The organism is Blastomonas sp. CCH9-A1 (assembly GCF_001557175.1).
GTDB lineage: Bacteria > Pseudomonadota > Alphaproteobacteria > Sphingomonadales > Sphingomonadaceae > Blastomonas > Blastomonas delafieldii_A.
The window spans coordinates 46,925-65,904 of sequence record NZ_LSHM01000011.1; the positions used below are offsets into that span (position 1 = coordinate 46,925).

General features: G+C 64.3%; 17 protein-coding genes. 6 read left to right on the top strand and 11 right to left on the bottom strand.

Translation table 11 applies throughout. The features are described from left to right. Nucleotides 1-160: 160 nt before the first annotated feature. On the top strand, nt 161-535 hold the full coding sequence (locus AX725_RS03120) for a hypothetical protein (protein WP_156440446.1): 375 nt from the start codon (nt 161-163) through the stop codon (nt 533-535). Nucleotides 536-543: 8 nt separating this feature from the next. On the opposite strand, the gene AX725_RS03125 is transcribed toward AX725_RS03120, so the two are convergent. Together AX725_RS03125 and AX725_RS03130 are read right to left on the bottom strand one after the other, a co-directional pair. After that, a complete protein-coding gene (locus AX725_RS03125) occupies nt 544-855 on the bottom strand; it encodes a type II toxin-antitoxin system RelE/ParE family toxin (RefSeq protein WP_066113988.1) in 312 nt (103 codons plus the stop codon). Continuing rightward, complete coding sequence (locus AX725_RS03130) at nt 852-1,103, bottom strand: type II TA system antitoxin, ParD family (protein WP_060979174.1); 252 nt, start codon at nt 1,101-1,103, stop codon at nt 852-854. Before AX725_RS03130 ends, AX725_RS03125 begins: the two co-directional genes overlap by 4 nt. A 409-nt stretch (nt 1,104-1,512) precedes the next feature. Here AX725_RS03130 and AX725_RS03135 point away from each other — a divergent pair, with 409 nt between their 5' ends. Continuing rightward, a complete protein-coding gene (locus tag AX725_RS03135) occupies nt 1,513-4,044 on the top strand; it encodes a TonB-dependent receptor domain-containing protein (protein WP_060979175.1) in 2,532 nt (843 codons plus the stop codon). Nucleotides 4,045-4,065: 21 nt separating this feature from the next. Here AX725_RS03135 and AX725_RS03140 read toward each other — a convergent pair whose 3' ends face one another. Both AX725_RS03140 and AX725_RS03145 read right to left on the bottom strand, forming a co-directional pair. Beyond that, nucleotides 4,066-5,754 carry a PAS domain-containing sensor histidine kinase gene (locus tag AX725_RS03140; protein WP_082730748.1) on the bottom strand — a complete coding sequence of 563 codons (1,689 nt, stop codon included), beginning with the start codon at nt 5,752-5,754 and terminating at the stop codon, nt 4,066-4,068. 188 nt (nt 5,755-5,942) lie between these two features. Beyond that, nucleotides 5,943-7,088, bottom strand: a complete 1,146-nt coding sequence (locus AX725_RS03145; protein ID WP_066113991.1) for a sterol desaturase family protein — start codon at nt 7,086-7,088, stop codon at nt 5,943-5,945. Between the two features lie 110 nt (nt 7,089-7,198). Between AX725_RS03145 and AX725_RS03150 the strand changes: the two genes are divergently transcribed. Next, nucleotides 7,199-8,431 (top strand): SEL1-like repeat protein, encoded by a 1,233-nt coding sequence (locus AX725_RS03150; RefSeq protein ID WP_060979178.1) that lies wholly within the window; start codon nt 7,199-7,201, stop codon nt 8,429-8,431. Between the two features lie 3 nt (nt 8,432-8,434). On the opposite strand, the gene AX725_RS03155 is transcribed toward AX725_RS03150, so the two are convergent. From AX725_RS03155 to AX725_RS03170, 4 genes are all read right to left on the bottom strand, one after another. Beyond that, complete coding sequence (locus AX725_RS03155) at nt 8,435-8,830, bottom strand: hypothetical protein (protein ID WP_066112475.1); 396 nt, start codon at nt 8,828-8,830, stop codon at nt 8,435-8,437. A gap of 71 nt (nt 8,831-8,901) precedes the next feature. Then, nucleotides 8,902-9,324 (bottom strand): hypothetical protein, encoded by a 423-nt coding sequence (locus AX725_RS03160; RefSeq protein WP_060979180.1) that lies wholly within the window; start codon nt 9,322-9,324, stop codon nt 8,902-8,904. Between the two features lie 108 nt (nt 9,325-9,432). Next, complete coding sequence (locus AX725_RS03165; RefSeq protein ID WP_060979181.1) at nt 9,433-10,629, bottom strand: exo-beta-N-acetylmuramidase NamZ family protein; 1,197 nt, start codon at nt 10,627-10,629, stop codon at nt 9,433-9,435. Nucleotides 10,630-10,660: 31 nt separating this feature from the next. Continuing rightward, nucleotides 10,661-11,206 carry a DOMON-like domain-containing protein gene (locus AX725_RS03170; protein ID WP_060979182.1) on the bottom strand — a complete coding sequence of 182 codons (546 nt, stop codon included), beginning with the start codon at nt 11,204-11,206 and terminating at the stop codon, nt 10,661-10,663. Between the two features lie 211 nt (nt 11,207-11,417). Between AX725_RS03170 and AX725_RS03175 the strand changes: the two genes are divergently transcribed. Then, nucleotides 11,418-12,359: a fatty acid desaturase family protein gene (locus AX725_RS03175; RefSeq protein WP_066113994.1), complete on the top strand. Its 942-nt coding sequence runs from the start codon at nt 11,418-11,420 to the stop codon at nt 12,357-12,359. Nucleotides 12,360-12,368: 9 nt separating this feature from the next. Here AX725_RS03175 and AX725_RS03180 read toward each other — a convergent pair whose 3' ends face one another. Genes AX725_RS03180 through AX725_RS03190 form a run of 3 tightly spaced genes read right to left on the bottom strand, consistent with a single transcriptional unit; the run spans nt 12,369 to nt 15,536 of the window. Then, nucleotides 12,369-12,932, bottom strand: a complete 564-nt coding sequence (locus AX725_RS03180; protein ID WP_060979184.1) for a type 1 glutamine amidotransferase domain-containing protein — start codon at nt 12,930-12,932, stop codon at nt 12,369-12,371. A gap of 58 nt (nt 12,933-12,990) precedes the next feature. Continuing rightward, nucleotides 12,991-13,971 (bottom strand): magnesium and cobalt transport protein CorA, encoded by a 981-nt coding sequence (locus tag AX725_RS03185; RefSeq protein ID WP_060979185.1) that lies wholly within the window; start codon nt 13,969-13,971, stop codon nt 12,991-12,993. After that, the gene (locus AX725_RS03190) at nt 13,968-15,536 is read right to left on the bottom strand and encodes a lysine--tRNA ligase (protein WP_060979186.1); all 1,569 of its coding nucleotides are present in this window, start codon (nt 15,534-15,536) and stop codon (nt 13,968-13,970) included. Before AX725_RS03190 ends, AX725_RS03185 begins: the two co-directional genes overlap by 4 nt. A 67-nt stretch (nt 15,537-15,603) precedes the next feature. Here AX725_RS03190 and AX725_RS03195 point away from each other — a divergent pair, with 67 nt between their 5' ends. Both AX725_RS03195 and AX725_RS03200 read left to right on the top strand, forming a co-directional pair. Beyond that, a complete protein-coding gene (locus tag AX725_RS03195; RefSeq protein WP_060979187.1) occupies nt 15,604-18,435 on the top strand; it encodes an ATP-dependent DNA helicase in 2,832 nt (943 codons plus the stop codon). Further along, a complete protein-coding gene (locus AX725_RS03200) occupies nt 18,432-18,977 on the top strand; it encodes a SixA phosphatase family protein (RefSeq protein WP_066044450.1) in 546 nt (181 codons plus the stop codon). The genes AX725_RS03195 and AX725_RS03200 overlap by 4 nt, the downstream gene beginning before the upstream one ends. The last annotated feature ends 3 nt before the right edge of the window (nt 18,978-18,980 follow it).

An 18,980-nucleotide genomic window follows, 5' to 3' on the forward strand; every position in this document is an offset into this window, starting at 1 on the left:
TCCTATCAAACTCGCTCGGTTCGTCAGCTTGAAGCATTGGATGGTTGGCTTTTCCGTACTGTTGAGCGGTTGCGGTTTAGAACTCGGCTCGAACCAGTGCCCGGATGCAAATGGGGTGTTCCGCTGATCGGCGGTGAATCTGGACCATGCGGACATTCACTTGATATCAGGCAACGCGTACGTAGTTGCCGGTGCCTCGGATGAGATCTACCCGATCGTCCAGACCAGTCTTTCCGCGCAGAAGGTGTTAGACAGCACCTTAGTTGAAGTGAATCGCAGATCGATCGATGAGGCTATTGGCCGCGCAGACATTAGCGGTGAAATCACTATCTGCATCCCTTCCGGCGAACTTGGGCTCAAGTTGGATACATTATCGATATCTAACCTCCGGCCTCTGGATGATCGGGAAATGGATAGTTTCATCGAGAATGCGATCGCTGCTCAGGCAGTTCGCTATCGGCGGACACAGCTTTTATCCGCTGGTATGGATGCACATAGAGCTTTGGTGCCCCGGCAAGCGCAGTCCGGACGCTGAAAGCTGGCTCACAGTAAACCGCGCTCAGCCAAGCGCGCCATCACGTCCATCCTTTCGTGCAGAATTGCAATTACCAGCGGCACCTTTTCCTCCCTTGCCAGGCAGAAAACGTAATGGTGTTCGCATCGCGCCATCCGCAAATGTGGGTGAATGGTGCTCAAATGCTTGATGGCCCCTTTCCCAGCGCAGAGTTTCTCGATCCCTGACGACAATTTGGCAACGTAATGGCGGGCCTGCGTCTCGCTCCATTGATTGCGCGTGTAACGAACGATCTCGCGAAGATCGCGCTCGGCATCCGCTGTCAGCACATAGCTGGTCACGCCTTGCGATCTATCGTCATCTCGTCATCGACAATCTGCTCGAACGTCTTGGGTGAAAGCTTGCCAGCCAAACCATTGGCGATCCGTTCATTCAACAGGGTTTGCAGTTCTCTCCAGGCCTGGTCGTCGGCGCCAGCGGGAAACAAACGTTCAAGTGCATATTGCTTGATGGTCTTGCCTTCCAGCGCAGCCATGGCCTTCAGGCTCTGGTGCTGCTGATCGGTGATGTCGATAGTGAGACGGCTCATGATCCGGACTCCGGGCTGGTATACGCACATTAGCACAAATGTGAGTTGGCGGCAAAAGGACGGCGAGTGCTTGGGCGGGTAGCGGATATCAAAATCGCCTGTTCCCTGACCCATCCTCGCGACTGTCCACCAAGGTGATTGCTTCGATTCGCAATGGCGCGGCGGCGGCTTATTTGTGCGGGTGAGAGCACAGAAGAGAAAGCCCAAAGCCGTTAAATTGTATTTTTGCCTCCAAAAGCCGCCAAAGAAAATGATATATTTTTCAACGCTTTGAACGCAAACCCCTCAATTTTGGAGTAAACACAAAATTTACCAACCCCGCATAGCCGTTGAAGCGTCGGGGCAAGGGAGCAGCCCTGACAAGAGGATGCCGGCGTGAGGGCGCTGGCTTGAGCAGGGGAAATACATCATGTCCAAGACAGCATTGCTGCTGGTTACATCTTACTGCGCGCTGGCCGCGCCGGCATGGGCGGCAACGGCCTCCGCCACGGCTTCCGAGAGCGCGATCACCGATAGCGCCGCGACCAAGGCAGCAGAGGCCGATGCTGCGCAGCAATCGGGGGGCGCTGCCGCAAAACCCGCGCAGGAACTTTTCTCCACTGGCGTCGCCAAGGGCCGCGACCGGCTCGATAGCGCGACCTCGACCAGCGCGCTGCGCGGCGATGACATCACGCTGCTTGGCCCGCGCCCGATCGGCGAGGTGCTGCGCACCATGGCCGGCCTTCGCGTCGCGACCAGCATCGGCGAAGGCAACAACAACTATACCGTGCGCGGGCTTCCGCTCGCCGCCGGTGGATCGAAATACATGCAGATCCAGGAAGACGGCTTGCCGCTGCTCGAATTTGCCGATCTGTTCAACGTCGGCGCGGATGTCTACCTGCGCAACGACCTGACCGTGAACGCGATCGAGACGATCCGCGGCGGCTCGGCCTCCACCTTTGCCTCGAACTCACCCGGCGGCCTGATCAACATCCTGTCGCGCACCGGCGATGTCGAGGGCGGCTCGGTTCAGCTCACCACAGGGGTCGACTTCGACACCAAGCGCGTCGATTTCACCTATGGCGGCAAGCTCGGCGAGAACACCCGCTTCCATATCGGCGGCTTCTATCGCCAGGGCGAAGGCCCGCGCAACAACGGCTTCGATGGCTGGAAGGGCGGCCAGGTCAAGTTCAACATCACCCGCGAGTTCGAGAACGGCTATGTCCGGCTGTACCTGAAATATCTCGACGACCGCTCGCCGACCTTCGCGCCCTATTTCGCCAATATCACCGGCACCAACGCCAATCCGCGTATCCGCAGCTTCCCGGGCTTCGACCTGCGCGACGATACCATCCTGTCCTCGTTCCTGGGCCCGGTGATCACGCTGGACCAGAACAACAGCCCTGCCGCCTTCCCGGTGGCCACTGGCCAGAGCGCCGAATCCAAATCGATCGGGCTTGAGGCGCAGTTCGAGGTGGCCGGCTGGACGATCACCGAGCGCATGCGCTATGCGGCCAATGGCGGCGATTTCAGCCGCGGCTTCCCCAACACCGCCAATACCGTGTCGGCCTTTGCAGCTGGCCAGGGCGGGGTCGGAGCGTTTGCGCGCTATGCGAGTGGCCCGCTGGCAGGCCAACTGATCAACCCGAATGGCCTGATCAACGGCAACGGTCTGCTGTCGCTCTATTTCTTCTCGTTCGTGCGGGCGCGCTCGCTCGACAATTTCACCAACGATGTCCGCGCTTCGAAGGTGTGGGAACTGCCCGACGGCAAGCTGACCACCACGCTCGGGGCCTATCTGGCAACCCAGGACCTCAACACCACCTGGCTCCACACCGCGATGAACATCGATGCCAACGGCAATAATGGCACCGCACAGGTCGATATCTTCAATGCGGCAGGTCAGCCGCAGACGCTCAACGGCTATTTCGCCTTTGCCCGCGCGACCAGCCTGTTCCGGCGTGCGTTTGACGTGAACTACAGGGTGTTCGCACCTTATGGATCGGTCAACTACCAGTTCGGCAAGTTCGCGATCGGCGGGAGCCTGCGCTACGATACCGGTCGCGTACGCGGTTCGCTGGTCGGCGCGGACCTCAACAACGGCAGCGTCGGTCTGATCACCCAGGATATCAACCGCGACGGGACGATCAACCCGGCCGAACGACGGGTGGCCTTCCTGCCGTTCACCCAGCCCGGAGCGGTGAACTACAATTACGGCTATCTCAGCTATTCGGGCGGGATCAACTATCGCGCGGCAGAGCCTTTCTCGCTGTTTGCGCGCTACAGCAAGGGCGCGCGCGCCAATGCCGACAAGGTGCTGTTCACGCCGCTGATCAACAATGCCACCGGCGGCATCCGCAGCAACATCGACAAGCAGGACAACGTGAAGCAGCTTGAAGGCGGCTTCAAGTTCCGCAAGGACGGCTTCACCTTCAACGCCACGGCGTTCCGCGTCACGGCGGCCGACCATAATGTGATCAACGGCGCGGCCAACCGAACCGACCGGCGCTACCGCGCCACCGGCATCGAGATGGAAGGCGGGGTGCACAAGGGTCCGTTCAGCCTGATGATCGGCGCGACCTACACCAAGGCCAAGATCACCCGAGACCTGCTCGATCCCACGCTGACCGGGAAGGAACCGCGCCATCAGCCCGACTGGACGTTCTTTGCGACGCCTTCGGTCGATCTGGGCCGCGCCGTTATCGGTGCCAGCATCGTCGGCGTGACCAAGAGCTTCGCGCAGGATTCGAACCTGCTGGTGATGCCCGGCTTCACCACGGTCGACCTTTTCGGCCAGGTCAAGCTGTTCAACGGCGGAAGCCTGCAGGTCAACGCCAACAACGTGTTCAACACATTGGGCATTTTCGAGGTGAATCAGGCAAGCGTGCCCGCCAATGGCATCGGCTTTGCCAGGGCGATCAATGGACGGACGATCTCCGCCTCATTCCGCTTCGATTTCTGACTTCCGGGAGGGAGGGAACGGTCAGGCGCTGTCGGGGAGCCCGGCAGCGCCTGATTGCATATGGAAGTCCGCTCGTGCATCGGCATCGGTCCCGCGGGGTAGGAACAGCGTCATCGCTGTGCCCTTGCCGAGCTCGCTCTCGATCTTGAGGCCACCGCCCGACTGATGCGTGAAGCCATGCACCATCGGCACGCCAAGGCCGGTCCCCTTGCCGACCTGCTTTGTGGTGAAGAACGGTTCAGCCACCCGCGCAAGCGTCTCGGGAGCCATGCCGGTTCCATTATCGATCACGCTGATCGCGGCATAGTCGCCCTCTGCAATCTCGGGCAGCGCCTCGTCGCCCGGCGCGTGTACCGCACGGGCGACAAGGCGCACCGCCCCGCCATCGGGCATGGCATCGCGCGCGTTGATGACAAGATTGAGCAGCGCCGACTGGAGCTGTGCGGCATCGGCGATGATGGTACCGCAGGAGCCATCGTCCTCGATCGCAACGCTGATCCCCGACCCCGCCGAGACCCCGAGCAGCGGCTCAAGTTCCTTGAGAAAGGCCGACACGTCGATCCGCTCGGGATCGAGTCGCTGCTGCCGCGCAAAGGCAAGCAATTGCTTGACCAGCCCCGTGCCGCGCATCGCGGCATTGGTGCTCATGTCGACCAGCTTCAGCGCCTCGGGGTCGTCGAGGCGCCGCCCGACCAGCGACAAGCCGCTCAGCACCGCCGCCAGGATGTTGTTGAAATCATGCGCGACGCCCGCGACCAGCCGGCCCATCGCCTCCATCTTCTGGCTGCGGATCAGCGCCTCCTGCGCCGCCTCGCGCTGGGCGATTTCCTCTTTCAGCTGCGCGTTCGCTGCATGCAGCGCCGCCGTGCGCCGCGCGACGGTGATTTCGAGATCATCCGCCAAGGCGCGCAGCGCCCTTTGCGCCTGCACCCGTTCCTCGATGATGGTGCCCGAAGGGATCAGTCCGGTGATCGCGCCGGAGGAATCGCGTAAGGGGGCGAGCTGGAAATCGATCGTTACCGGCGCATCGCCGAGCATCACCGGCACGTCATAGCGCACCAGCTCGCCCGCGCGGGCGGCTTCGATCGCGAGCTTGAGCCGCGCCTGCACTTCGGCGTCATAGGACCACCAGGGCGCTTCCCAAAAGGGCTTGCCTGCGACATCTGCAAGCTGCAATCCGGCCGCGTCGAGCGGCGCGCGATTGGCATAATCGACATGGCCCTCGAGCGTCAGCACGCCGACAAAGGCGAACAGCTGGTCGAGCACGCGCCGCAGCTTGTCCTCGCGCTCGCGAATTTCGCGATCCTGGCGGCGGCGATCGGTCACATCCTCGCAGATGATGCCGATGCCGCTGACCTGCCCTTCACCAACAAAGATCGGATAGAATTGCTCGCGCCATTCGCGGATTTCGCCGGGATGGGCCAGCGTGGTGCCGGTGATGGCGACATTGCGCAGCGGTTCGCCGGTCTCGATCACCTTGAGCAGCATCGGCTCTGCGATCGCGCGCAGATCGGGAACCAGATCCCACACTTTCTTGCCGACATGCTCTTCGGGCGAAAACCCGTTCATGTCCGCCAGTGCCGGATTGACGCGCACAAAGCGCAGTTCCCGGTCGATCAGCCCGAGGCCCAGCGGCGCCCGGGCGTAAAGTGCATCGAGTTCGGCGGCATCGGTTGCCTCCTGCACGCGTGAAGCCCGAACCTGATCCACCAGATGCTCCCGCTTCCACGAATCGCTCGTCAGTCACCAGCCTGACAATGACAGCGCCGTTCGTTCCAGTTCTGGTCTATGCGTCCAAATGGCATGACGTCCAATGAAATGTGCAGCCGCAGACCAAGGCCAGAGCCAGGCTATTCTGCCGAAATCTGGACATTATTCTGCAAATTGATCCATGTTAATCAAATGCCATCCGTCGGGCGCGGATTTGCAAGCGGTGAAAGAAACTGTTTGCCATAGCCGTCGGGCAGAACAAGTCCGGCAACACCATAGCCATTCGGCCATATCTGGTCCGGCATGTAATGCGTTCCGAACCAGCGGTCGATCATTGGCAGATGGACCGCGAAATTCTTGTCCGATGCCGCAGGTTCGATGGCATGGTGCCAGTGGTGATAGCGCGGCATGGCGATCCAGCGTTCCAGCAAGGGGCTGCGCGGCGCGAAATTGGCATGGATGAACACCGCGTGCACCGAGACGAAGCCCAGATAGGCAAAGACGGCAACGGGATCGAAGCCGAGCATCACGATCGGCAGCAGCACAAGGCCTCGGGTGACGATGACATCGACCAGATGCAGCCGCGATCCGGCGAGCCAGTCCATCTGCGTGACCGAGTGGTGCACGCGGTGAAAGCGCCACAGCAGCGGCACCGCATGAAAGGCGCGGTGCACCGCATATTGCGCCAGATCGGCGACCAGCACGATCAGCGCGAACTGCACCGCCAGCGGCAGCGCCTGGACAATCGTCTGGACCGGCACGACGGCCAGCTTCTGCCCCGCCCAGGTCGCTGGCACCAGCACCAGCAGGGACATCAGTTGCACCAGCGCATGGCTCATGAAGAAATAGGTCGCGTCGGTCAGCCATCCCTTGCGGAACGGCCCCTGCTCGCGCCGCAGCGCGAAGGCCCGCTCGAGCGGGACGAACAGGGCGGCTGTGGTGAGCGTGCCGAGCACGAACCAGTCGAGCCCGATATGCACCCGGGTCGGGCGGGCGTTGGGAATGGCGACTCCGCCTGCCCCCAGCGCCAGCGCGAGCGCGGCCAGCCCCAGTCCCGCCAGGCCCAGCGCCTTGCGCTGCCTCAGCAGCATCGACAGTCCCGCCAGCCCCAGCGTCACCAGGATTGCACTGTCGATCGCACCGCGCACCAGCGGCAGCGGATAGCGTCCGCGCAATTCGGGCATGGTCAGCCATTGCGGGAAATGAAGGCACAGCACCGCCGCCACGCTGAGCAGACCGAGCGCGATCGAAAGCACACCGCTCCACCAGCCGCTGCCGAAGCGGCGCGGCGCGCGATCTGCGAATATCCGGGTCAGCCATTGCTCTGCGGTCATCGCGCGCGAGCATGACGGCCAAGCGCAAACATATGGTTAGGGGACGTTCCGCGATCTTGACGAACCGCGCGCGTTCGCCTTTGACCTGGGGCGGACGCGAAAGGGGCATCATGCGCATTCTGACCTGGCTGGCAGTGACCGTTCTGGCGTGGTGCGCACCGGCGCAGGCCCTGGGGCAGGTCACCATGCCCGATGGATCGGTCATAGCTCGAGACAAGGTCGATTCTGCGGCCGCGGCCTGCCAGGCGGGCAAGGCCGATGCCTGTCTGGTCCGCGGAATCGCGCTGGAACGCGGTATAGGCGAACCCATCGAGATCAATCTGGCTGCTGCCGCCTTTCGCTCGGCCTGCGAAGGTGGGCTGGGCATGGGATGCGAGCATCAGGCCGATATCGCTGCGCGGCGGCACGACAAGCGCCAGGACCTGAGGCTAGCCGCCGAGCGCTGGACCAGGGCACGGACGATCTTCACCAGCGGCTGCGAGGCCGGCAACCCGCTTGCGTGCCATCGCCTGGCGGACATGCTGGCCAACAACAGCGCGATGATCGACAAGCCCCGCGCGGTGACGCTGCTCGCAAAGGCCTGTTTCGAGCTGAAATACGGTCCCTCCTGCATCGAGGGCGCCGCGCTGACCGGGCTTTCCACCTCTGCGGTCCATGACCCGGCGCTGGCGGCGCGGTTCGAGGCTGCCGTCGATCCGGCCCTTACGAGCGCCTGTGATGAGGAGCGGGTCGGAGCATGCGCGATGCTCGGCGAATGGCTGCTCGCCCGGCTCGGCCCCAAGGACACCGCCCGCATCGCTGCACTGGCTGACAAGGCGTGCAGCGGCGGCGCCGTGCACGGTTGCGCACTGGCGGCCGATCTCGTCCGCGGCACCGACAGCAGCGCGGAAGGCTGGGACAGGCGTTACGAGTTTCTCGATCGTGCCTGCGCGATCCAGTTCGGCTATTGCAGCGGCCTGGCTGATCTGATGCGGGCCGCGCCGCCGATCCGCTCGGTCGACAGCGGGCTCCTCTTCCTTGCCGACATCAAGGCCTGCCTCGCCGAAGCCGAAGAGCATTGCTGGCGGCTGTACGAGCCTGCCGCGAAGCTGAGCAGCACCGAGCTCGCGCAGCTGGTCGAAACCTTCGATCAGGCCTGTCTCAACCTGGCCAGACCCAGCGCCGAAATCTGCGCGTCTGCCGCCAGCAACCATCTCGAGCGCGCCGAAGCCGTCCCTGCCAGCGCCGCGACCGACCGGGCAACGGCGGGCCGCCTGTATCAGCGCGCGCTGGAACTGCCGGAGGAAGCCGAGGAGAATCCGACCGCGCACAACGAAGCGCGCGCGTTCCTGGCCGGCAACTAGATCTCAGGCCGCGATGCTGCTTTCTGCATCGTCCGCGGCAAGCAGCCAAGTCTCGGCCTCGTCGATATCGGTGAACATCCGCGCATCGCGCCCTTCGCTCGCGCGCATCAGCTGCATCCGGGCGAGCGATTGCGAGAAGACAAAGGCCAGCTTGCGCGAGCGGTAGCGCGGCCCTGCGAGCACGGCGCCGAACGCCTGCACGATCTCCTGCGGCTGGATCTTCATGTCGCGCACATCGACCAGGGTCACATGCTCGTTGGGACCGCAGGTCAGCCGCTCATGCGCCGCGTTGCGCGCCGCAACGAACCGCTCGACGTCCGCAGCCTCGAAAAAGCCAGCGAGATATTGCCGCACCATGTTGGTCGATGGATCGACTGTGATTCGAAAAATTGCCCCCATATCGGCTGGATATCCCGTGGTCGTGAAAATTTGGTAATCGATCGCGGAGAGCCAAAAGCGGTCGGCTATCGTTAGGCCAGATATCGCTCCGGCGCAGTCGCCCCCATGCTGCGCGACGGCGCGGCATCCCTGCCCAGCAGCCAGGCCTCTGCCTCCGCGACGGAGTAGAAGAAGCGCGCATCACGTCCTGCGGCGGCGCGCTGCAACTGCTTGCGGACGAGCGAGCGGGAGACGACAAATGCCAGTTTGCGTGACCGGAGCGGCGGATTGGACAGCACCGCCTGAAAGGCCTGGACGACATCCTGCTGCTGGATTTTCACGTGACGCGCGTCGACCAGCGCCAGATGCTGGTTCGGCCCGCAGGTCAGCTGGCCAAAGGCGGCATTGCGGTCTGCGACAAAGCGCTCGACATCCGCCGGTTCGAAGAAACCAGCGAGATACTGCCGGAGAATATTGTTTACCGGATCGACCTCAATTTTGTAAATCGCGTCCATAAAATCGACTTAGTTGAGTCGAATGAAAATTTGGTAAGCACGAATTGCCCGGCTTAAGACGCGTCAAATACCGCAATTACTGCAATGATTTGCAGATAACAGTGATGCTTAATAAAGCTTCAAGTCGCCCACTGTCTGCCAGGCAGTCTCGTCGCTGCGGGCAAGGCAATCAAGATCACCCGGCTGCGCACTCGCGTCATCAACCCATTCGCGCAACCCCGGACCGCCATTGATCACGTCGATCGCCAGCTTGCCGAGTTCGTACTCGTAGGGGAAATCGCGCCAGAGCGGGTAATCGGGATAGAGCGCGCGGATCGCCTTGAAGCCCAAGGCCTGGACGCGCCAGGGGCGGAAGGCGTGGTGGTCGTAGAACTTGCTCTCGGCATGGATATGCACGCCATGGCAGAGCTGGCCGACATGCTTGTGGAAGGTCGGTTCGAACCAGATCTCGCGCAAGGCGCAGCCGGTCAGCCATTCGGGCGCGAGAGCATGCATCTTCGCGATCACGGCGCGTGCGTCGATGTCGGGTGCGCCGAACAGCTCGAGCGGGCGGGTCGTCCCCCTGCCCTCACTCAGTGTCGTGCCCTCCAGCATCACCGTGCCGGCATAGGCGCGCGCCATGTTGACATTGGGCGCATTGGGGCTGGGATTGACCCAGAGCCGGTCGGTCGGCCAGCCGAAGCCGGGCGCGGCCTCGGGCTGCCAGCCCTGCATCTCGACCACGCGATAATCGACATCGAGCCCGTAATGCCGGATGAACCAGTGCCCCATCTCGCCCAGCGTCAGCCCGTGGCGCATCGGCATCGGCCCTGCCCCGACAAAGCTTTCGCAGCCCTCCCGCAATGTCAGCCCCTCGACCGGACGCCCGGCGGGATTGGGCCGATCGAGCACCCAGACCGACTTGCCGTGCTCCGCCGCCGCCTCAAGAATGTAGAGCAGCGTCGTGACGAAGGTGTAGATGCGGCAACCAAGATCCTGCAGGTCGATCAGGATCACGTCGAAGCTGCCCATCATCGCCGGGGTCGGGCGGCGCACTTCGCCATAGAGGCTGAACACCGGGATGCCGTGCGCCGGATCGGTGAAATCCGGGCTTTCGACCATATTGTCCTGCTTGTCGCCGCGCAGCCCGTGCTGCGGCCCGAACGCGGCGGTCAGCTGGATGTCGTCGAGCGCGGCAAGGGCATCGAGCGAATGCACGAGATCGGCAGTGACCGATGCAGGATGCGCGAGCAATGCGACGCGGCGGCCTTTCAGCGGCGTACGCAGATCAGGCTCTGCCAGAAGACGATCGATACCGAAGAGCATGGGGGCCTCGCTGCAAGATGATGCGCGCTGTTTAGCCGAGCCGCGCGGCAAAACAATCCGGGTGGTGAAAATCGGGCTTGCCCGGCGGATGCGCGAGCGACCAGTAACTCCTGGCTCCGTCGCGCGCTTCGATAACAGCGGTGATCGCCAGCCGCCAGGGTGCCGGGCCGAGCAGCGCGTTGAGCTCCGCGAGCGGGATCGTGGCGGTCCACAGCCCGCCCGCGCCCGCGATCTGCGGGTCGCGGCTCACGGCGAGATCGCGCATTCCGGAGCGGTAATCGTCGAACGCATAGGCCGCCCAGGCGCCCGAGGGCGCGAGGTTGAACTCCGCATAGGCGGGGCCGGTGGTCGAACCGATGAACGCCTCGAAACACGTGTGCTGCCAGAGGCCATCGCTGCGGCCCTGTGCCGGGGCGGGCCAGAGAATGCGATTGCCCGGGTCGGCGACGTGGTAGGCGATGGTGAGCGTCTGGTTTTGCGATATGGACCAGCTAACCGACAGGCTGACGCCTGTGGGTCCAGGGAATGCGGGATGCGTTTGTAGATGCTGCGACATCTTGCCAGCATTTGCGCGCAACCGACGCCCCTTCAACCTTTTTCGTCATTCCCGCGAACGCGGGAATCCCGCTTCTGCGCCGAGGAAGAGGCATTAGCGGGACCCCCGCTTTCGCGGGGGTGACGAAATGAGTCGATAACGAATCTAGTGGGAATCACGAGGTTTGCGCTTTCATCGAGCAATGCTAGACTGACGCAAACGTAAAGCGCACCAAGCGCATCGGGAGAGCATCATGGCGCTGGTCAAGGCCGCCAATCCGTCTCAGATCTTCGGGCGCGAAGCGTTTCGCGAACTCACCGCCGTGTCGCGCTGGAAGGGTCTCGCGCTGGTCGCGCACGCCTGGATCACGATCGTCGCGCTCGCCTGCGGCGCGGCCTGGCTCGGCACATGGTGGGCCTGGGTGATCGCGGTTCTGCTGATCGGCGGACGGCAGCTCGGCCTCGCCATCCTGATGCACGAAGGCGCGCACGGGCTACTCCACCCCAATCGCGCGGTGAACAACTGGGTCGGCCAATGGATCACCGGCGTGCCGATGGGCACCGATCTGCACGCCTATCGCACCTATCACCTGACGCACCATCGCTATACGCAGCAGCCCGAGGACCCGGACCTGTCGCTCTCCGCGCCCTTCCCCACCACGCGCGCCAGCCTGATGCGCAAGGTGTTCCGCGACCTCACCGGCCAGACCTTCATCAAGCAGCGCGGCGCGCAACTTGCGATGGCGATCAAGGGCTTCGGACCGGGTGCGAAGGAACAGAATCTGTTCATCGGCAAGGTAACGCTTCGGTTTCTCGCCGCGCAGGTCGTGCTGCTGGCCCTGTCCTTCGCGACGGGGCTGGGCGCGCTGCCTTATCTCATCTGGCTGATTTCGCTGGCGACCACGTTTCAACTTTACTTGCGCATTCGCAATATCGCCGAGCATGCCTGCACCAGCACGGGCAGCGAGGACCCGTTCACCCATGCGCGCACCACGCACGCGAACCTGCTGGAGAGGGCGACAGTCGCGCCCTATTGGGTGAATTTCCATAGCGAGCACCACCTGTTCATGGGGCTGCCCTGTTATAATCTGCCCAAAGCGCACCGCATGCTCGTCGAGGGCGGGCATGCCGGGCGGATGACCATCGCGCCCGGCTATGCTGCGGTGATGCGGCAGGTCATCAAACCCGCCGCATGACCTGATGCATCACGCCATTTCGGCGTCGGCCTTTTCGCTGACCATCTCGGCAATCGCCTTGCCGAACGCGGGCAGATCATCGGGGCAGCGGCTGGTGATGATATTGCCGTCGATCGCGACCTCCTGATCGACGAAGTTCGCTCCGGCGTTCTTGAGATCGGTGACGATCGATTTGTAGCCGGTGATCGTCTTGCCCTTCGCCAGGCCCGCCTCGACCAGCAGCCACGGCGCGTGGCACACGGCCGCGACCGGCTTGCCCGCATCGGCAAAGGCCTTGATCAGCGCCAGCGCCTCGGGCTCGACGCGCAGCAGATCGGGGTTGATCTGACCGCCCGGCAGCACCAGCGCGTCATATTGCTCGACCCGCGCGCCCGAAAGCGGCGCATCGACGCTGACGCTCTTGCCCCAGTCGTCGCCCTTCCAGCCCTTGATCTCGCCGCTTTCGGGCGAGACGATGATGACATCGGCGCCCGCGCCCTTGAGGTCGTCGCGCGGCTGGATCAGTTCGGACTCTTCAAAGCCATGGGTGGCGAGGATGCAGATCTTGCGGCCGGAAAGGTCGGGAAGGCTCATGGGGGATTCTCCGTTTTGGGGGTTCACCTCCCCTACGGATGCGGCGCACACCCGTTCCCTAGAGCCATTTCGCCCATTTGAAGCGGATGTAGAGGCCGATGCAGATCGTCACCATCGCGCCCACCACGAGAAAATAGCCGTATCGCCATTGCAGTTCGGGCATGAACTCGAAGTTCATCCCGTAAATCCCGGCAATCGCGGTCGGCACCGCGAGGATCGCGGCCCAGGCGGCGAGCTGGCGGGTGATGACCCCCTGGCGCTGCTGCTCGAGCAGGCCGCTGGTCTCGATCACCGATGTCAGCGTGTCACGCAGGCCGGCGACGCGATAATCGGCGCGGCGGACATGGTCGTGCAGGTCGCGGAAATAGGGATGGATGTCGGCATCGATCTGCGGCAGCTCGAGGTGCATGCAGCGGTTGGCGACATCCTGCATCGGGCTCAGCACGCGCTGCAGCCGGAACAGATCGCGCCGCAGCGAAAAGAGCTGCGCGGTCTCGTCGCGGTCGAGAAACGCGTCGAGCGAGCGGTCCTCGATACCCAGCACCTTGTCTTCCAGCGTGTCGATGACCTCGAGATAGCCGTCGACGATGAAATCGAGGATCGCGTGCAGCACGAAATCGGCACCACGCTTCAGCAATCGCGGCGTCGCCTCGAGCTTGTGGCGGATCGGCCCATGGTCGCGCAGCGAACCGTGCCGTACGGTGACGATGAACTGCCGCCCCATGAAGATCGCGGTATTGCCATAGGTGATCGCGGTGTTGCTATCGCTCTCGTCGAGATGGACGGTGCGCGCGACCGCGAACAGATGCTCGCCATATTGCTCGATCTTGGGCAGGTGCCGCCGGTCGAGCGCATCTTCCACCGCTAGCGGGTGCAGCCCGAGCTGCGACTGGATCGGTTCGAGCTCGGCCTCGGTCGGCTCATGCAGCCCGATCCAGAGCAGGTCCGAAGGATCGTCGAGCGATGGCAGCGGCTGCGTCAGGTCGATGTCGCGCACCCGCTCGCCATCGCGATAGAGGCGCGCGGCAATGACGGTCATGCAGCCTCGACCGGTCGCCCAAGCGCCTCAGCGATGAGCTTGCGGGTGTTGGCGATGCCGTAGAGCGCGATGAAGCTGCCCATGCGCGGGCCTTGCTCCGATCCCAGCAGCGTCTCGTACAGCGCCTTGAACCAGTCGCGCAGGTTGCCGAAGCCATAAGCCTCGTCCTTGCCGATCGCATAGACGATGTTCTGGATATCCTCGGCGCTGGCATTTTCGGGCAGCTCGGCCAGCTCATTGTCCAGCCGGGTCAGCGCGTCGATCTCCTTGCCCTCGGGCCAGCGGCGCTTGAGCGTGGGCGCGATGAAATCGCGGCCATAGTTCACCGCATTCTCGATCAGCCCATCCAGCTCGGGATGCGTCTCAGGCGAGACGCCCGGCGCGTATTTCTGGACAAAGCCCCAAACCAGGTCCTTGTCGTCCATGCCCGGCAGGCTGACGACATTGAGCAGCAGGCCGAAGCTCACCGGCGGGCTGCCCGCAGGCACGTCGCCCGCATGGATATGGTGTGCGGGGTTGCCCAGGCGCTTGTCGGCGTCCTGGCCGTGCCAGTTGTCGCGGAACTGGAAATATTCGTCCACCGCGCGCGGGATGACGCCCAGATGCAGTTGCTTGGCCGCCTTGGGCTCGCGGAAGATGTAGAAGGCCAGGCTGTTCTCGCTGCCGTAACGCAGCCATTCCTCGATCGACAGGCCATTGCCCTTGGACTTGGATATCTTCTCGCCCTTTTCGTCGAGGAACATCTCGTAGATCATGCCCTCGGGCTTCTGGCCGCCGAGCACGCGCGCGATCTTGCCCGATTGCACGCCGCTATCGGTCAGGTCCTTGCCGTACATCTCGTAATCGACGCCCAGCGCCACCCAGCGCATCGCCCAGTCGACCTTCCATTGCAGCTTCGCACCGCCCGACAGCACCGATTGCTCGATGGTCTCGCCCTCGTCGACAAAGCGCACGATTCCCGCCTCGGCATCGACCACCTCGACCGGCACCTGCAGCACCACGCCCGACCTGGCGCTGATCGGCATGATCGGCGAATAGGTCGCCGCACGCTCGGCACGCAGCGTCGGCAGCATGATGTCGAGGATCGCCTGATAGTTGCGCAGCACGCCGCGCAGCGCCTCGTCGAACGCGCCGCTGCGGTAACGCTCGGTCGAGGAGACGAACTCGTAATCGAAGCCGAACTGGTCGAGAAAGGCGCGCAGCATCGCGTTGTTGTGATGCGCGAAGCTTTCGAACTTGCCGAACGGATCGGGGATCTGGGTCAGCGGCTTGCCTAGATGCGTGCGCAGCATGTCCGGGTTCGGCACATTGTCCGGCACCTTGCGGAGGCCATCCATGTCGTCGCTGAACGCCACCAGCCGCGTCGGTGCGCCGTCGGTCAGGGTTTCATAAGCGCGGCGGACGAGCGTGGTGCGGAACACCTCCTGGAACGTGCCGATATGCGGCAGGCCGGAGGGGCCATAGCCGGTCTCGAACAGCATCGGGCCTTGCGCTTCCGACTTGCCGTTCGGATAGCGTTTCAGCAGCTTGCGCGCTTCCTCGAACGGCCATGCCTTGGATCGCATTGCAGCTTCGCGATACGCGCTCACACGTGTTTCCTTTTCGTTCCGATGTCGCCATATAAGGCGGGTAATGATCGCTTCCCTAAACTTTCCAGCCCTGCATGCAAGCCATAGCGCGATCTGGTTCGCGCATCCCGGCAAGCCTGCGGTGCGCATCTCCAAGGGCGAGGCGATCGCCCGCGCGGCCGAGACGCCGCTGATCATGCTCAACGCGCCGCTGATCGCGCAGCGGCTGGGCTATCCGGAGCTTTCCGGGCTCGACCTGCTCGAGCTGTTCGCCTTCGTCCACCCCGCGCAGTTCATGGTGCCGACACCGATGGGATTGGTGCGCGCATTGAAGCTGGAACTCCCTCTCCCCTTTAGGGGAGGGGGGAACGCGCCCGAGCTGGCGTTGCAGTCCCCTCTCCCAACCCTCTCCCCTAAAGGGGAGAGGGCTGAACAAGGTCTCCCCGAATCCTCGATTCCCGCGCTGCTCCACGCTGCTGCCGAGGCGCTGATCGCGACGCTCGAGCGCCCCGACTGGCCGCAGCGCGAGGGCGCGTGGACGGGCTTGCAGGCACTCGCGCGCTTGCGCTGGCCCTGGGCAGGCGTCGCCTCGCGCCACCTCAAAGCCCCCGAAAAAGCCGAGCGCTGGCTGTTCTCGCGCCTGCCCGAATGGGAAGAGCAGCCCCCTCGCCCGCAGCCGCGCCAGATCACGCTGGCCGAGAATGACGCCGAAGCGCAGTTGGAAGCGCTCACCGGCGCCGGTGCCGAACGCCGCGAGGGCCAGCGCCAGTTCGCGCGCACCGCCGCGCATATCTTCGCCCCGCGTGAGAAGCGCGCCGAACCGCACATGCTGCTGGCAGAAGCGGGTACCGGGATCGGCAAGACCCTGGGCTATCTCGCCCCCGCCTCGCTCTGGTCGCACGCAGCGGGCGGCACGGTGTGGATCTCCACCTATACCAAGGCGCTGCAGCGGCAGTTGTCGCGCGAGACCGAGCGCATCTATGCGGACGAGGCCGAGTTCCGCAAACGCGTGGTGATCCGCAAGGGCCGCGAGAATTATCTCTGCCTGCTAAATCTCGAGGATGCGCTGCAGGGCGGCTTCCAGAACCGCGCCGCCGTCCTCGCGCAGCTGGTCGCGCGCTGGGCCGCGTACAGCCGCGATGGCGACATGATCGGCGGCGATCTGCCCGGCTGGCTCACCACATTGTTCCGGCGCGCAGGGGTCACCGCGCTGACCGACCGGCGCGGCGAGTGCGTCTATGCCGGCTGCCCGCATTACCGCAAATGCTTCATCGAACATGCCGCGCGGTCGAGCCAGAATGCCGATCTGGTCATCGCCAACCATGCGCTGGTGATGGTCAACGCCGCCCGCGCGCGCGAGCAGCAGGGTCGCCCGACGCGGATCATCTTCGACGAGGGCCATCACCTGCACGATGCCGCCGATTCGATGTTCGCGGTCGCGCTGACCGGGCAGGAAACGGTCGAGATGCGCCGCTGGGTGATGGGCCCCGAGGGCAAGTCGCGCGGACGCCGCCGGGGCCTCGCCGCGCGCCTGTCCGACGTCGCCTCCTATGACGAGCTCGGCGGGCGCGCCATTGAGGCGGCGCGGATCGCAGCGGAAGCGCTGCCCGGCGAAGGCTGGCTGGCGCGCATCCGCGAGGGCGCACCTTCGGGCGAGATCGAGCAGCTGCTCGCCGCGATCCGCGGCACCGTCTATGCCCGCGACGAGAGCGGCGCGGAGGATGCAGGCTATGGCCTGGAAACCGAGCTTGCCGAGCTCGACGGCCCGCTGATCGCCGCCGCGATGGAGGCTGCGCGCGCCATCCATGCCTTGCACCAGCCGCTGGTGGCGCTGGGCCGCAGGCTCGAAATCCTGATCGAGGACCCGCCTGACTGGCTCGACGGCCCGGCGCGCGCACGGATCGAAGGCGCAATCGCCTCGCTCGGCTGGCGCATCGATCTGCTCGCTGCCTGGGCCTCGCTGCTCGGGCGCATCGGTGGCCCGGCGGACCCCGATTTCGTCGACTGGCTTGCGCTCGACCGCGTCGAGGGGCGCGAATATGACATGGGGCTGCACCGCCGCTGGCTCGATCCGGGCAAGCCGCTCGCCGAGGCCGTCATCAAGCCCGCGCATGGCGTGCTGGTGACCTCGGCGACGCTCAAGGCCGGTGAGGACTGGACCCCGGCGATGATGCGCACCGGCGCGGTGCATCTTGAAAAGCCGCCCGAACTTTTCGAGGCGCGCAGCCCGTTCGATTATGCCAATCAGGCCGAGGTGCTGATCGTCACCGATGTGAAGCGCGGCGATATTGCCGGGCTCGCGGGCGCTTATGGGCGGCTGATCGAAGCGGCAGGCGGCGGAGCCCTGGGTCTGTTCACCGCGATCAAGCGGCTGCGCGCCGTCCATGGCCGCATCGCCGACCGGCTCGCCCAATCGGGGCTGCCGCTCTACGCGCAGCATGTCGATCCGATGGAGACCGGGACGCTGGTCGACATCTTCCGCGACGATCCGCGCGCCTCGCTGCTCGGCACCGACAGCTTGCGCGACGGGGTCGACGTGCCTGGCGATTCGCTGCGGCTGGTGATCATGGAGGGCGTGCCCTGGCCCAAGCCCGACATATTGCACCGCGCGCGCAAGCTCGCAGGCGGCGGCACCCAATATGACGACATGATCATCCGCGCGCGCCTCGCCCAGGCGTTCGGGCGGCTGATTCGCCGCGCGGACGATCGCGGGCGTTTCGTCATGCTCTCCTCCGCCTTCCCCTCGCGCCTGCTTAGCGCCTTTCCGCCCGGAACGCCGGTGCGACGGGTCACGCTTTCCGAAGCTTTACAAGCGGTGCAATCTGGCGTTTCTGCGCTGGCAAATGAGGGCGCGCGAATCGATCCCGTGACGGGACCGGGGGGAGAGATGCGATGAAACGGCTGACCTTGCTGCGGCACGCCAAATCGGACTGGCTGGACCGCTCCCTGCGCGATTTCGATCGGCCGCTCAACGCGCGGGGCCTGAAGGGTGCCAAGGCGATGGGCTATTACGCCGCCGAGAAGAAGATGGTGTTCGACGCGGTCGTCGCCTCGCCTGCGGTGCGCGTCACCGAGACGATCGACCATTTCGAGACCGCCTATGGCCAGACGCTGCACCCCGACTGGGACCGCCGCATCTATCTTGCCTCTTCGGTCACGCTGATCGACGTGCTGCGCGGCGTCGAGGACAGCGCGGGCCATGTGCTGATGGTCGGGCACAATCCGGGGCTCGAGGATCTGGTGTTCGATCTGGTGCCCGATGATGGCTCCAGCCCGTTGCGCGATGTCGTCGAGGAGAAATTCCCCACCGCCGCGCTTGCGATCATGGATATCGCGATCGACAGCTGGGCAAAGCTCGACAACCGCACCGCCAAGCTGATCGAGGTGACCCGCCCGCGCGATCTCGACCCCGAGCTGGGGCCGCAGGACGATGACTGACGC

Excerpts from the sequence above, each read along its gene's own strand:
- AX725_RS03135 (WP_060979175.1), top strand. The coding sequence starts at position 1,513 with ATGTCCAAGACAGCATTGCTGCTGGTTACATCTTACTGCGCGCTGGCC.
- AX725_RS03180 (WP_060979184.1), bottom strand. The coding sequence starts at position 12,932 with ATGAGCCTTCCCGACCTTTCCGGCCGCAAGATCTGCATCCTCGCCACC.
- AX725_RS03150 (WP_060979178.1), top strand. The coding sequence starts at position 7,199 with ATGCGCATTCTGACCTGGCTGGCAGTGACCGTTCTGGCGTGGTGCGCA.
- AX725_RS03155 (WP_066112475.1), bottom strand. The coding sequence starts at position 8,830 with ATGGGGGCAATTTTTCGAATCACAGTCGATCCATCGACCAACATGGTG.
- AX725_RS03145 (WP_066113991.1), bottom strand. The coding sequence starts at position 7,088 with ATGACCGCAGAGCAATGGCTGACCCGGATATTCGCAGATCGCGCGCCG.
- AX725_RS03185 (WP_060979185.1), bottom strand. The coding sequence starts at position 13,971 with ATGACCGTCATTGCCGCGCGCCTCTATCGCGATGGCGAGCGGGTGCGC.
- AX725_RS03190 (WP_060979186.1), bottom strand. The coding sequence starts at position 15,536 with ATGCGATCCAAGGCATGGCCGTTCGAGGAAGCGCGCAAGCTGCTGAAA.
- AX725_RS03160 (WP_060979180.1), bottom strand. The coding sequence starts at position 9,324 with ATGGACGCGATTTACAAAATTGAGGTCGATCCGGTAAACAATATTCTC.
- AX725_RS03200 (WP_066044450.1), top strand. The coding sequence starts at position 18,432 with ATGAAACGGCTGACCTTGCTGCGGCACGCCAAATCGGACTGGCTGGAC.
- AX725_RS03165 (WP_060979181.1), bottom strand. The coding sequence starts at position 10,629 with ATGCTCTTCGGTATCGATCGTCTTCTGGCAGAGCCTGATCTGCGTACG.
- AX725_RS03195 (WP_060979187.1), top strand. The coding sequence starts at position 15,604 with ATGATCGCTTCCCTAAACTTTCCAGCCCTGCATGCAAGCCATAGCGCG.
- AX725_RS03175 (WP_066113994.1), top strand. The coding sequence starts at position 11,418 with ATGGCGCTGGTCAAGGCCGCCAATCCGTCTCAGATCTTCGGGCGCGAA.
- AX725_RS03130 (WP_060979174.1), bottom strand. The coding sequence starts at position 1,103 with ATGAGCCGTCTCACTATCGACATCACCGATCAGCAGCACCAGAGCCTG.